A 13324-nucleotide genomic window follows, 5' to 3' on the forward strand; every position below is an offset into this window, starting at 1 on the left:
CCACGAGCGGGGATCAGGCGTCCACGGGCCGGAAGGTACGGCGGTAGGCCATCGGCGAGACGCCGATGGCCACCTGCAGGTGCTGGCGGAGCGAGGCGGCGGTGCCGAACCCCGAGCGCAGGGCGACGCCCTCCACCGGCAGGTCGCTGGTCTCCAGGAGCCGCCGGGCCAGCTCGATCCGCTGCAGGATGAGCCACTGCCCGGGGCTGAGGCCCATCTCGTCGCGGAAGCGCCGGGTGAAGGTACGGCGGCTCATCCGGGCGTGGGCCGCCAGCTCGCTGAGGGGGAGCGGCTCGTGCAGCCGCTCCAGCGCCCAGGTCCTGGTCGCCGCGGTCGTCGCGGCGGTCGGGGCGGGAAGCGGATGCTCGATGAACTGGGCCTGGCCGCCGTCGCGCCACGGGGGGACGACGCATCGCCTGGCCACCCGGTTGGCCACCTCGGTGCCGTGGTCGCGCCGGACGATGTGCAGGCAGAGATCGACCCCCGCGGCCACCCCGGCCGAGGTGAGCACGTCCCCGTCGTCCACGAACAGCACGCTCGGGTTGACCTTGACCTGGGGGAACAGCTTCTGGAAGTGGTCGGTGCTGCTCCAGTGGGTGGTCGCGGGACGGCCGTCGAGCAGCCCGGCCGCCGCGAGCACGTAGGCGGCGGTGCAGATCGAGACCAGGCGGGTACCCGGCCGGATGCGCGCGATCGCGGCGGCCAGGGGCTCGGGGAGCCGCCCCTCGCCGGCGATCGTGCCGAGGGCGTGGGTGGCCGGGATCACCACGGTGTCCGCGCTCTCCAGGGCCTCGGCTCCGTGCTCCACCGCGATCGAGAAGTCGGCGTCGGTGCGTACGGGGGTGCCGTCGACGGTGCAGGTGAGCACCTCGTAGAGCGGTTTGCCCTCCGAGTCCTTGGCGCCGCCGAAGATCCGTGGCGGGATGCCCAGCTCGAAGGGGATCACACCGTCCATGGCGAGCATGACGATCCTGTGCATGACCCGATTCTCACACATGAAAGATACGGGCCACCCTCGTCGGGGCCGCTTCCCACCTGTTCCTCGCGGTGCCGCCCTCGACGTGAGACGAGCTCAGGAGCGGAGCGCGGTCGACAGCGGCAGGCGGAGGACGAGCCGGGCGCCGCGGCCGGTGGTGCTGTCGGCGGCGTAGAGCCGGCCGCGATGCGCCACCGCGATGTCCCTGGCGATGGGCAGGCCCAGGCCGGTTCCCCCGGCGTCGCGGCTGCGCGCCGAGTCCAGCCTGGTGAACCGCTGGAAGACTCGCTCCCGATCTTCCGCCGGGATGCCGAGCCCGTCGTCGGTGACCTCCACCACGGCCTCGCCGCCCTCGCTCCCGACGCGGACCCGCACCTCGCTCACCGCGTGCCGGTCGGCGTTGGTCAGCAGGTTGCCCAGCAGCCGGCCCAGTTGGATCCTGCTGCCCCGCACCACGACGCCGGGTTCGAGCTTCAGCAGCACCTCGTGCCTGGCCCGCCGATGTTCGACCTCGGAGGTGACCAGGTCGGCGAGGTCGATCAGCTCCGGCGGGCCTCGTACACCGGCGTCGAGGCGGGCGAGCAGCAGCAGGTCCTCGATGAGGGCCTGGAGCCGTTCCGCGTCCGCCAGCGCGGAGCGCATCGTCGCCTGCGGGTCCTCCGAGCCCGGATCGGAGATCGCGAGTTCGAGCTTGGTGCGCAGCCCGGTCAGGGGGGTGCGAAGTTCGTGGGAGGCGTCGGAGGTGAAGCGGCGCTGGTTCTCCACGGCCTGCTCCAGCCTTTCGAGGGTCGCGTTGATGGTCTCGGTGAGCTGCGCCATCTCGTCCTCGGAGTCGGGGACGGGCATCCGGCGGCTGAGGTCGGAGGCGGTGATCTCGGCCATCTCGGTGCGGATCCGCTCCACCGGGGCGAGCGTACGGCCGGCGAGATGCCAGGTGCCCCAGCCGAGCAGCCCGAGGAGCGCCGAGGAGAAGAGCGCCAGCGTGATCTCGAGGAAGTTGGTGCGGATCGCCTGGGGTTCCGGTGTCGCGGTGTAGACCATGACGTCGCCGTAGACGGTGCGGTCGGCGTGGATGCCCACGGTGATGTAGCACGTCCGTTCCCCCGGGGAGGAGCTCACGCACGACGTCCCGTCCACGCGCATCTCTCCGGGGGCCGGACGCATCCGGGTGATCGGCGGCCTTCCCTTCATGGCCGGGCTGGCGGCGACCACCCTGCCGTCGTTCGCGACGACCTGGATGCGGTTGATGCGGGTGGCCGGGATGACGACGGCGTCCGCGGGTCCCCTCTCGATGGCCTGGACCGTCTTCTCGGCCGCCTCGGCGGCCGAGTTGACGAGGTCGGCCGACAGCTTGGTCTCCACGACCTGCCAGGTGGCGAACGCGCCGATTCCCAGCACCACGGCGAACACGATGATCGCTATGAGTGTCACCCGGCCCCGGATCGAACGCGGATGTCGCAAGACGGCTACCCCCCGAAAAGCGGCTTTCGTCCCTTAAAGACATGCTTTTGACCATTTATAGGCGATCGGCATTAATCCACGGGCAAAGCCAGACCAAGCTCTCACGCCGTTCGGAGGTGAAGGGCAATGGTTCTCACCCGCCCGGAGCCCGGAGGAACGCGCGCCTTCCGGCTCGGGAGGCGGGCACACGTTCCCGTACGGATTCCCGCCGATCCCCGCCGAGCCTCCCTTGCGGGGACGCCGCCCTCACGGCGGGAGCGACACCCTCACGGCGGGGACGATGCCTTCTCGGCGGGGACGGTCAGGCGCCGGCGCACGAGTCGTGGGTCGCGTCGAAACCCTTCAGGCTCTCGGTGTCGTCGCGGGGAAGCGGCTTCAGCCCCTTCCAGTCGTCGCCGATCGTCAGGACGAGCCTGCCGGTGGTCGCCCGGCGGACGGACAGCGGCCTGGAGGCGAGCAGGTCGCGGCTGAGGGTGGGCGCCTTGGCGGCGCCGTTCGGCGAGTAGGCGATCGTGGTCGTCGGGTACGGCTTGCGCGGCGCGTCGCCGATCCTGGCGACGTGGTAACCGCGTTCCTCCAGCTGGACGGCGACCAGGGTGGCCAGGCCGGACCGCGTGGTCCCGTTGCGCACCTCGACCTGGATCTTCGACCGGGGCACCCTGGTCTGGCCGCCCTTGACCCCGGAGCCGCTGATCGCCCGGTCCGTCGCGACGATCTTGAACAGCCTGCCGCTCTGCGGCTGGACCCACTCCACCCGGCCGGGGTGGACCAGCGAGTAGCGCCACGGGGTGGTGATGAAGTGGATCTGCCCCGCGGCGAGTCCCTGCGCGCTGGTCGCCAGGTCCCTCATGACGCCCGGGGTGAGGCCGGGGTCGGTGGTGACCGACTTCGTCGCCGCGTCGAGGAAGCCGAAGAGCCGGGCGGGGTCGGTGAGCGTCTCGCCGCTCATGACCTTCTTGACCATGGAGGCGATGAACATCTGCTGGCGCTGGATGCGCCCGATGTCCGATCCGTCACCCAGGCTGTAGCGGGCCCGGACGTAGCCGAGGGCCTGCTCGCCCCCGAGGTTCTGCCGCCCGGCGGCCAGGTGGAGGAGGGCCTTCTTGTCGTTGATCGCCTCGGGTACGCAGATCTCCACGCCGCCGACCGCGTCGACCATGCCCTTGAAGCCGGTGAAGTCGACCTTCACGAAGTGGTCGATGTGGATGCCGGTGAGCGACTCGACGGTCTTCCAGGTGCAGGTGATGCCGCCGGAGTTGAACGACTCGTTGATCATGCCCACGTGCGGTCGCTGTCCGGGCAGCCCCTGCTTGGCCCGGCAGGCGGGAAGCTGGACCATCGAGTCGCGGGGGAAGCTGACGACCATCGCGTTGTCCCGCTTCGGCGAGATGTGCGCGAGCATGATCGTGTCGGTCCGTTCACCCGCCACCCGGCCGTATCTCGCGTTCTTGCCGCCTCGCTGGTCCGAGCCGACGACCAGGACGTTCATCGCCTTGCCCGCGGCCTTGACCGGGCGTCGCCCGAGGTCCTCCGCCGAGACCTCGACATGCTTGACGTTGCCGGTCAGCTTGACGTACGCGCCCGCCACCGTCCCCGCCGCCACGAGCACCACGGCGGTGACGGCGGCCACCAGCCACCACAGCCACCTGCGGCGCGGCCGCCACGAACGCCGGCCGGGCGGCGCCGACGGCTCGGGGGACTCGGGGAATGCGTCGATCAACCCGCTGCTCACGTGACTCCCGGGGGGGAAACGATCACGGTGTGCGCCCGTGACCGAGGAGCCGTACTCCGGCCGTCGCAGAGTTTACTAACCTCCCGGTACGGCTGGTCCGGTGCGGGTCTGCCCTGCGTGAGGGTACATACGTCTGTCCTGTATGGGGGTACGCATCCCTGTTACGATCCGCCGGTGATTATCCGTCACGGGTATCTCGGCGACGTACCGGCCGTTCTGGCGATGTTCGACGGCGCGGTGGCCTGGCTGTCCTCCCTGGGCCGCACCGGCCAGTGGGGCAGCGAGCCGTTCTCCCTCAACGCGGCCCGTGTCGAGAACATCACCTCGTGGGCGATGTCCGGCGGGATGCGCATCGCCGAACTCGACGGCCGGCCCGCGGGCTGCCTGGTGGTGGGGGCCGCGATGCCCTACGTCCCTCCCGCCTCCGAGCCGGAGCTGTACGTCCAGGGTCTGGTCGTCGACCGGAGGCACCACGGCCGGGGGGTCGGGGCCGTCCTGCTGGAGCACGCCCGCGCGGAGGCCGCCTCGCTGGGGGTCGCGCTGCTGCGGGTCGACTGCTACGCCGGCGACGACGGCCGGCTGGTGGCGTACTACGAGAGCCGGGGCTTCACCAGGACCGAGAGCTTCAGGGTCGGAGACTGGCCGGGCCAGATCCTGGAGGCGAGGCTTCCCGCCGCCACGGGCTGAACGGCCCGCACCGGGCGGCCCGCGCCGGGTGGTCCGTGCTGAACGGCCCGCGCCGGGCGGTCCGTGGCGGCGGGAGGGCCCGGAACGCGAGGAGGGCGCGGGACCCGTTCGCACGGATCCCGCACCCTCCTGTCCTGCTTCTGTCCTACCTGGTGGACTCAGCCCGCGGTGCCCGTCGAGGACGGGTAGATGCGGAGCCAGTCGACCTCCATCCACGCCTCTCCCGCGCTGCTCTGGCCGGGGAACCAGTCCAGCTGCAGGCAGACCGACATCGAGCTGCTGGTGGCGTTGCCGGAGCGGAACCACTCCTGCCCGTCGATGTAGCCGACGACGCTGTCGGGGGTGACCTCCACGGCGTAGGTGTGCCAGGTGGTCATGTCGATGTTGGCGTGGGCCTGCTCCTGCCCCTGAGGGGTGTGCAGGAAGAAGTTCGGCCGCTGCCTCTCCGGGTCGTCGATGACCTCCAGGAAGTCGATCTCCTCACCGGTGGAGCTCTGGACGTTGCCGCCGCCCTCCTTGGGCCACAGCAGGGCGACGGGGTGGTACGACCCGGCGCCCGGGTACAGGCGGATACGGGTCTCCCAGCGCCCGTAGGCCTGGTCGTGACGGGCGGCCAGACCGGCCGTGGTCCCGTCCTCGCGGCCGTACAGGTAGAGCGCCCCGTTGCCGAGGTAGAGCTGTTGCGGGGAACGGCGGCCGTTCCCGGCGTGCCCGGCCGAGTCGTAGAACATCCAGTCGGACTCGTCGAGGTAGTCGTCGAACTCCGCGCACCAGGACGGTGCGCCCCAGTTGAGGGCTTGCGCGGCGCTGGCCTCGCCGGTGGCGGCGGGGGCGCAGGGCGCCGCCGAGACCACCTCTCCCTGGGCCGCGCTGAGGGTGCTCACCGTCAGCGCGGCCACCATGCTGAGTACGGCCACCCGCACGTGGGATCTGGTGATCATGGTTACTCCTCCCAGGATCTGGCGCAGAGTGTGGAGGGACTGAAGCTCCAGCAGCCGGTGCTCGTCGGGCTGGGGACCGGCGACGCGATCGGGTTCGTAGGCGGCTGGGCGGGGGACGCGGGCGGCCCGAACACCCAACGCGGTGCGCCCGCCGGCTCCTGGTTCGCGATCAGCAGGACGGGGGACTCCGCGGTGCGGCCCCGCCAGGGCGCGAGGCTCCAGCACGAGGCGAGGTCCTCCGGCTTGCAGAAGTCGGAGGTGGAGCGCTTGAGCGGGGGCAGGGGCAGGAAGGTGGGGATCGAGGGCGCCGGGGACGGGGCCGCCATCGGGGATCGGGTGTTCTGGGCCGGTTCGGTCAGGAGGGAGGGCTCGTAGACGCCGGTCCGCGTGCGCGCGGGCCGGGGCGCGTGTGTCGCCCAGCTCGGCGGACCGGTGCGCGGAGGGGCGGTGAGGGTCGAGGTCGGGGTGGCCGCGGGCTTCGAGGGCTTCTGCGTCCCCTTCGGAGGAGTGGTGGGCCGCTGGGACGTCGATCGGGTGGGCTTGGGCGCGGCGGTGGCGGTGGCGGTCGGCACCGGCTTGGTCGCCGTGGGCGTCGCCGTCGCGCCGGGATCCGAGGGCTTGGGAGCCGGGGGCGTGGGGGTCGGGTCCGGTGCGGGCCTGGTGGCCGTGGCGGAGGGGGCGGGTGCGGGCTTGGTGGCCGTGGCGGTGGCCGAGGGTTTGGGAGCGGGGGGCTCGGGCGTCGCCTTCGGCGGTTGCGGTTTCCCGGTCGCCGTGGCCGACGGCGCGGGGGTGGCCGGGGCGGAGGTCGCCGTGGACGTCGCCGACGGCTTCGTGTCGCCGGGCGGCGCCTGGGTGGCCTTCCTGGTCTGCGGGGGTGCCTCGGTGGTGGGCCTGGCGTTCCTCGGGGCCGCCGGCGGCGCCTCGGTGGGCCGGGTGTTCCTCGTGCTGGTCGGCGGTGTCTCGGCGGGGCGCGACCTCCTCGACGGCTGGTCCGCCGGTACCTCGTTCCTGGACCGTGTGGTCTCCCGCGCGGGGGCGGAGAACTGCTCGGCGGGAACGTCCTCCTCCGTACGGGGTGCGGCGTTCCGCTCGCCGGGACTGCTACGGGACGTGGGAGGGGAGCTGCGGCTCTCGGGGGGTGACGCGTCCTCGATGGGCGGGTTCTCGTTCCGTGTCGAGCGGGAGTCGCCGTCCGAGGGCGGGTTCTCGTTCCGTGTCGAGCGGGAGTCGCCGTCCGAGGGCGGGTTCTCGTTCCGTGTCGAGCGGGAGTCGCCGTCCGAGGGGGGACGCCTGTCCGGTCCGGAGGTGTTCGCGGTCTCGGGGACGGTCTCCTCGGAGGGGAGCTCCTCCCGTGCGGAGGGAGGCCCGGCGGGGGGGACGGCGGACTCCTGCGACGGTGAGTCGTAACTCACGCCGGGATCCGCCACGGCGGCCCACGGCTGGGCGATGACCGCGCTTGTCGTCGCGGAGACCGCGGCCAGCAGAAGGCCGGAGAGTAAGGTGACACGCCGGGACGAGCTGCGTGGGGGCATTGATCGCTCTTCCTGGATCTATTGGGTGGGCTCTGGGCCGGAGATGGGTCTCCAGCCCGCGGCGGTGAATTCGGGGGTGCCCGGGAGGGCCACCGGCGGCACGGAGGTGGCGAGGGGGTCGGGGACGTTGACCCAGTCCCCCTGGTTCGCACCGCGCATGCCGGGTTGCCAGACCATGAGCAGGCTCATGGCGTATGGGCTCGAATAGGTGGGATCGGTGTCGCCGACGCCCTTGGTCGCGGTCACCTGGACCAGTACCGAGACCAGCACCTGGTCCTGGCCGCGGGCCTTCCACTGGACGCCTATCGTCCGGGTCCGCATGGCGGCGCCGTCGGGGAGCGCCCCGTCCTTGGGAAGGCCGAGGATCTCCCGCCATCCGGCGACGGCCTCGCGTGCGCCGGCCCGTGCCGCGTCGTGCTGCTCGGGCCGCGCGTACAGCACCGCGGCCTGCTCGGCCTGCTCGGCGTCCAGGGTCCACGCCGCCTCCAGGGCCGCGGCGGCGGCCGAGGCCGCGCCCAGCTCGGTGCGGGGGAACCCGACGGGGTAACCGGCCGCGCCCTCGTAGCCGGAGGGCGCGGAGAGGAGAACGGTGTCCCCGACGGCCTTCGGCGCGGAGGCGTTCACGGGGGTGGAATCGGTTCGAAGGAGCTGCCATGCCCCGGCCGCCAGCAGGATCGTCCCCACGATCGAGACGACCACGATGAGCATCCGCCGCCGGGCGCTTGGTGGCGGGCCCAGATCCCAGTTCAGCGTGGGATCGTCGGCGACCGGCCGCACTAGTGACTCCGGTCGGGGCGCTGCCCGAAGGTCTGCCCGGCCGCCGCGGCCAGGCGGAGGTACGCGCCCCGGGTCGTGGGCCGCAGGCGGACCAGGTCAACCTCGGCACCCTCCTTGAGGTGCGGGTCGTAGGGGATACGGATCACCGCGCGGCAGCGGGAGGTGAAGTGACGCTCCAGCAGGTCCAGATCCACGTCGGACTTGGCCTCTACCGCGTTCAGCACGACGATGGCGTTCCTGACCAGGTCGGCGTGGCCGTGGGCGGTCAGCCAGTCCAGCGTCGCGGCGGCGGAGCTCGCCCCGTCCACCGCGACCAGGCTGACCAGCACGATCTGGTCGGCCAGCTCCAGCGTCGCGCCCATCGCCCCGTGAAGCAGGCCGGTACCACAGTCGGTGATGCAGATGGAGTAGTAACGCTCGATGAGACCGGCGACCGTGCGGTAGTCCTCGGCGTTGAAGGCCTCGCTCACGGCCGGGTCGGTGTCGGAGGCGAGGACCTCAAGCCGGGCGGGGGACTGCGAGGTGAAGGCACGCGCGTCGGCGTAGCGCAGGATGTGGGGGGCCTCGGCGAGCATGGTGCGGATGGTCGCGGCCGTCTCGGACTTGACCTTGAGGCCCAGGGTCCCGCGGTCGGGGTTGGCGTCGATCGCGATCACCCGGTCGCCGCGCAGGGAGGCCAGAGTGTTGCCGAGGGCGACGGTCGTCGTGGTCTTGCCGACGCCGCCCTTGAGGCTCATCACCGCGATCCGGTGGTGCCCGCTCGCGACGGGGGTCTGGGCCTGCGCCATCAGCGTGCGCCGTTCCAGCTCCGCCGCCGACTCCGCGGGGATGATGCGCTTGCCGGAGAGCTGCCAGACCAGCCGCCGCCACCCTCCGGCGGGCTCGGGGCGGCGGTTGGTGAGCAGGTGTTCCGCGGTGAGCGGGACCGTTTCGTGGAACTGCTCGGGAGGGGTGGTTGGCGATGTATGGATGTGAGGGGAGGTATCCGTCACTGCCATGGTCCTTTCTCGAATGGCGATCGTGGGGGGATGGAAGGTCAGCAGGTCCGCCAGCGCACCGTCGTGCCGACCGAGTCGTCGAGGCCGTGAACGGTCATCGGGGCGGTGACCGAGGCGGGGGCGCCGCACCAGTTGCGGACCCGGTGGGCGCGCAGGTTGATCACCTGCGTCACCCCTTCCCGCAACGTGCCGCTGGACGGGCTCACGGCCAGGCCGGGAGCCGATATCCGCCATTTCAACGGCTCTCCCGAGATGGTGAGGACCATGCTTCCCAGGCCGAACTCGTCCAGCGTCACCACGGGCGGGACCCGCAGGCGCGAGGCGAGCCCGTCCTGCCGCGCCGGCGCGCCGGCGGAGGGAGGCGGGGACCGGGTGGCCTGGCTGGTGGACGCCTGCAGCGAGCTCGCGGGCTCCTCGGACCCGATCGCGGGACCGAGGAGGTTCATCCCGGTCAGGGTGCCCGCCGCGCCCGCCACGACGATGATGACGAGCTTGATCGTCGTGTTCCTGATCCGTGCGCCCGCCCAGCTGAGCGCCTCCAGCACGCGGATCCCCATCTCGATCCGCTCCTCGTCGGGGCGGTCGTCGGGTTCGGTGTGGAAGCGCAGCGCGGGAATCTGGGAGTCGTCACGTATCGCGGTCTCGCGGGTCGCCGTGTCGCGTACTCCGGTGTCACGTGTCCGGGGGGCGCGTACTCCGGTCTCGCGCGTCCCGGTGTCGCGTACTCCGGTCTCGCGCGTCCCGGTGTCACGTACTCCGGTGTCACGTACTCCGGTGTCGCGCATCTCGACGGAGGCCTGCCCGGCGATGACGATGGGCTCGGCCTTGGCGACGGGTTTGGGAACGGGCGGAGCCTGCCGGGGGATGGTGCCGGTGAGCTCCTCGCTCTGGGCGAGGACCTCGCGCGCCCATGCCTGGGTGAGCAGGGCGTCGTAGAGCGGGGTGTCGTGCCCGGGTACGGGCGGCGGGGACGGCGGGCGGGACGGCCGGGTCCTGCGGGGCGGCAGGGCGGGCAGCGGGGGCAGCCCCGAGGGGGCGGCGGGATCGGAGGAGCCCGTCGCGGGCCCGTCTCCCGGTGCCGTGACCGGCGGCACCGCACCCGACGCCGTACCCGGCACCGCACCCGACGGCGTCGCGGCCGGTGGCTTCGCGGGGGGCTTCGACGCCACCGGAGGGTAGGGAGGCGTGCCGACCCTGGGCGAGGGCGTCGGCGGTGCCCCGGCCGACGGCGCCGAGGCGGCCGGGACGCCGCTCCCGGCCGGGGAGGCGGGCGAGGCGGGGGACCGGTGCCCGGGTGAGGAGGGCGTCCGGTGACCGGGTGGGGCGGAGGTCCGGCCCCCCGGCGGGGGCGCGGGAAGGACCGGGGACCGCCCCCCTCCCGGAGGGGCGGACAGGACGGGAGACCCGCCACGGGACGGACGCGCGGGCGGGATCACCTCGGGGCCCGCCTCCGCGGCCGCGCCGGTGGCGACCTCGGGAGGCAGCGCGTCCGTGAGCCTCCGCCGTTCCTCCGCGGAGAGCGGCGCGACCGGAGGGTAGGAGATCATCTGCGGCACGGTGTAGCGGATGTTGATCGGCCGCGTGCACACGGAACACCTGATCATGTGGGAGAGCAGGCGCGCCTGGGCACCCTCCGGATCGGAGGGCGGGACCGCCCCCTCGACGGCCGGGCCGGCGGGGAAGACGCCGGGAAAGACGGCCTCCACCAGCGGGGCGAGCTCCGGGCAGGTACGCCGCCCGTGGGCGAGCGCGTCCAGCCCGCTCACCAGGGTCTCGATCAGGTCCTGGGTACGGGTGGCGAGCCTGCCGACCTCGTCGACGGGCATCGCCAGCACGTGGGCGAGATCCTCCATGCCGAGCGCGTGGCGGTACGTCAGCCTGAGCGTCTCCGTGCCCAGGGGGTCGACGATCGTCCACACCCGCTCGATCAGCGAGGCGTCGGGCATGCCGGGCCCCGAACCCGGCACGTACCGCTCCCGGTACCCCGGAGAGGTGCGGCAGTCACGTCGCAGCGCGGCCAGCAGCCGCCCCCGGGCCGTGACGTTCCCGGGAGCGGCCTCGACCCGGCCGGCCACCAGCGCGGAGACGACCGCCGCACGCGCCCGGCCGGATTCGAGGTGGGAGGCGGCGTAGTCCATCAGGTGCGCGCCATGCTCACGCACCCAGGCCGCCCCCTGGCCGGGGCCGGGCGTGAGACGCCCGGTTCCGGTAGGTGTGCTCATCGGCCGTCGTACTCGACCGGGTCCGGCTCGGACCGGCCTTGGTCGGACCGGCCTTGGTCGGACTGGAAGGGAACGGTGTTCTCGCCCGGCCACTGCTGGGGGACGTCGTCCCCGCCGCCTCCGGGATCCCTGGGGGCCACCGCGTCCTCGGGTCCCGGCTGGGCGGGGTTCAGCCCGCCCGTGTCCGGCTCCCAGGGCTCCTCCTCGCCGGGGACGCCCTGCCGCTGGTCGGTCCGTCCCTGGTCGGGCTGTCCCTGGTCGGGCTGCGGGACGGCGTTGTCGCTGGGGATCGGGCTGGGAAGCGGGACGGGAGGGACATCGGTCACCACGAGCTCCAGGTTCCGCTGGGGCAGTCCGGTGAACTTGGTCCAGTTGCTGATCTGACCGGGTGCGGGCTCCGCGTAGAGCCAGCGGATGAAGGCGGGCCACAGGCACGAGTCGCGGGGGATCATCGCCTGGGCGCCCGGGGACGGGCTCGGGCCCTGGGACGCGCTGAGCGCCTGGATCTCCTCGGTGGTGTAGTTGCGGCACGGCGGGGTGCCCGGCGGGGCGATGTTGAGGTCCCACACGCCGTTCTCGTCCGTGTAGCGCATGCCCCTGTCCAGCCCGAGGGCCTCGTAGGCGCGACGCAGGAGCTCGGGGTTCTCGAAGACCGGCAGCGAGACACCGCCGTCCGGGCCGCCGCCGGGAAGCCGCGGGTCGGCCGGCATGAGCACGGTCCCGTCGGGACCCCGCGACGCGTTCTCACCGGGGCCGACGGACGGCTGCGGCTGCACGGGACGGGACGGCCCGGCCGAGGTCCGCGACGGGCTCGGCGCCTGCGAGCGCTTCTGGCCGCCGGGCGGCTGGACCGGGTCCACGTCGCCGGTCGGCCTGGTCCCGGGGGGCGCCGTGGTCCGGGTGGACTCGCCCGAGGGCACGAGCGGCCGGCCGGTGCCCGACCGGATCGCCGGCCTCAGGGTGCCCGTCGGCCGGGGGTTCCTGGCGTTGTCCCCGGGCTGCGGGGGCCTGGCGGTGGTGGTGGGCTGCTGCCTGTTCCCTCCGGTCGGCTGGGGCTGCGGGGGCTTGAGACCGGTGGGCTGGGGCTGCGACTGCCTGTTCCCTCCGGTCGGCTGAGGCTGGGGCTGCTGCCTGTCGCCGTTGTTGTTCGCCGGGGGCTGTGACCGCCTGTTCCCCTCGTTGGGCTGCTGCTGCCTGTCGCCGTTGTTGGCCGCCGGGGGCTGCGATCGCCCGTTACCCCCCTCGGGCTGCGACGACCGCGAGGGAGCCGAGGACCTCGTCCCACCGGACTCGGGAGCCGGCTTGGGCGGCGAGACGACCTCGACCTTCTTCTCCTCGGGGCGCTGGATGACGCTGCCGTTCTCGTTCTCGCTCTCCGAGATGTTGCCGCTGATCTTCTTCGTCGGGGTCGGAGGCGGTGGGGCGGGAGGTTGGACGGGCTGGTTGTTCACCGGAGGGGGCTGGGCGGGGGGTTGCGCCGGCCCGGGGTTGGGAGCGGGCTGCACCGGCGCCGGGTTGGGCGCGGCGGGCGGGTCGGCCTTCTTGGTCGTCGCGGGCTTCGTCGGCGGGTTCGTCTTGGGGGCCGAGGGCGGGGTCGGCGTGCTCTTGGGGTTTCCCGGACGCTGGAGGGGCGCGGCCGCGGCGGCGGCCACGCCCAGGACGGGAAGGGCGACGCAGCCTTCCGCGGAGCCTCCGAGCGCGTGCCCGTCGGTGGTGGCCGTCAGGCAGACCCGCTGGTCCCCGGCGGCGGCCGCCCGTCTGGCACCGTCCGCGATCGTGCTGCCCGCGTCGGCGCCGGAGAGCGGGAGCGGCTGGTCACCGCCGGGCGCCGAGTTCGACGTCCAGGCGCCCGCCTGGTCGTCGAGGAGGTACGTCCCCGCGGCCAGTTTCATCACCTGCCCCTCGCCGGGGTCGGGGCGCATGGCGATGACGGTTCCCAGTCCGGCGCCGGCACCGAAGACGCCGATCGCGACACTCGCAGTGATCACCGTCGCGCGC

General features: G+C 73.0%; 11 protein-coding genes. 3 read left to right on the top strand and 8 right to left on the bottom strand.

From position 1 onward, the window contains the following. Positions 1 to 13: 13 nt before the first annotated feature. The 3 genes from ACFFRH_RS15890 to ACFFRH_RS15900 form a co-directional block, all read right to left on the bottom strand. Entirely contained in the window at positions 14 to 979 is a 966-nt protein-coding gene (locus tag ACFFRH_RS15890; RefSeq protein WP_344743893.1) for a GlxA family transcriptional regulator, read from the bottom strand. A 93-nt stretch (positions 980 to 1072) separates the two neighbouring features. Then, positions 1073 to 2407 carry a sensor histidine kinase gene (locus ACFFRH_RS15895; protein WP_344743891.1) on the bottom strand — a complete coding sequence of 445 codons (1335 nt, stop codon included), beginning with the start codon at positions 2405 to 2407 and terminating at the stop codon, positions 1073 to 1075. A gap of 331 nt (positions 2408 to 2738) precedes the next feature. Further along, positions 2739 to 4169 (bottom strand): LCP family protein, encoded by a 1431-nt coding sequence (locus ACFFRH_RS15900; RefSeq protein ID WP_344743890.1) that lies wholly within the window; start codon positions 4167 to 4169, stop codon positions 2739 to 2741. 174 nt (positions 4170 to 4343) lie between these two features. Between ACFFRH_RS15900 and ACFFRH_RS15905 the strand changes: the two genes are divergently transcribed. Continuing rightward, positions 4344 to 4856 (top strand): GNAT family N-acetyltransferase, encoded by a 513-nt coding sequence (locus ACFFRH_RS15905; protein WP_386157211.1) that lies wholly within the window; start codon positions 4344 to 4346, stop codon positions 4854 to 4856. A gap of 158 nt (positions 4857 to 5014) precedes the next feature. On the opposite strand, the gene ACFFRH_RS15910 is transcribed toward ACFFRH_RS15905, so the two are convergent. After that, positions 5015 to 5797, bottom strand: coding sequence for a glycoside hydrolase family 16 protein (locus ACFFRH_RS15910; RefSeq protein ID WP_344743886.1), 783 nt, complete (start codon positions 5795 to 5797; stop codon positions 5015 to 5017). 30 nt (positions 5798 to 5827) lie between these two features. On the opposite strand from ACFFRH_RS15910, the gene ACFFRH_RS15915 reads away from it, so the two are divergent. Then, positions 5828 to 6172 (top strand): hypothetical protein, encoded by a 345-nt coding sequence (locus ACFFRH_RS15915; RefSeq protein ID WP_344743885.1) that lies wholly within the window; start codon positions 5828 to 5830, stop codon positions 6170 to 6172. 72 nt (positions 6173 to 6244) lie between these two features. Continuing rightward, positions 6245 to 7204, top strand: coding sequence for a hypothetical protein (locus ACFFRH_RS15920; protein WP_344743884.1), 960 nt, complete (start codon positions 6245 to 6247; stop codon positions 7202 to 7204). Positions 7205 to 7347: 143 nt separating this feature from the next. Here the strand turns inward: ACFFRH_RS15920 and ACFFRH_RS15925 are convergent, their stop codons facing one another. Genes ACFFRH_RS15925 through ACFFRH_RS15940 form a run of 4 tightly spaced genes read right to left on the bottom strand, consistent with a single transcriptional unit; the run spans position 7348 to position 13314 of the window. Beyond that, positions 7348 to 8106, bottom strand: a complete 759-nt coding sequence (locus ACFFRH_RS15925) for a hypothetical protein (protein WP_344743883.1) — start codon at positions 8104 to 8106, stop codon at positions 7348 to 7350. Next, entirely contained in the window at positions 8106 to 9104 is a 999-nt protein-coding gene (locus ACFFRH_RS15930) for a MinD/ParA family ATP-binding protein (protein WP_344743882.1), read from the bottom strand. Before ACFFRH_RS15930 ends, ACFFRH_RS15925 begins: the two co-directional genes overlap by 1 nt. A gap of 38 nt (positions 9105 to 9142) precedes the next feature. Then, entirely contained in the window at positions 9143 to 11326 is a 2184-nt protein-coding gene (locus ACFFRH_RS15935) for a hypothetical protein (RefSeq protein WP_386157217.1), read from the bottom strand. Next, complete coding sequence (locus tag ACFFRH_RS15940; RefSeq protein ID WP_344743879.1) at positions 11323 to 13314, bottom strand: hypothetical protein; 1992 nt, start codon at positions 13312 to 13314, stop codon at positions 11323 to 11325. Before ACFFRH_RS15940 ends, ACFFRH_RS15935 begins: the two co-directional genes overlap by 4 nt. Between the last annotated feature and the right edge of the window lie 10 nt (positions 13315 to 13324).

This window comes from Streptosporangium vulgare (genome assembly GCF_042428775.1).
GTDB classification, from domain to species: Bacteria; Actinomycetota; Actinomycetes; order Streptosporangiales; family Streptosporangiaceae; genus Streptosporangium; species Streptosporangium vulgare.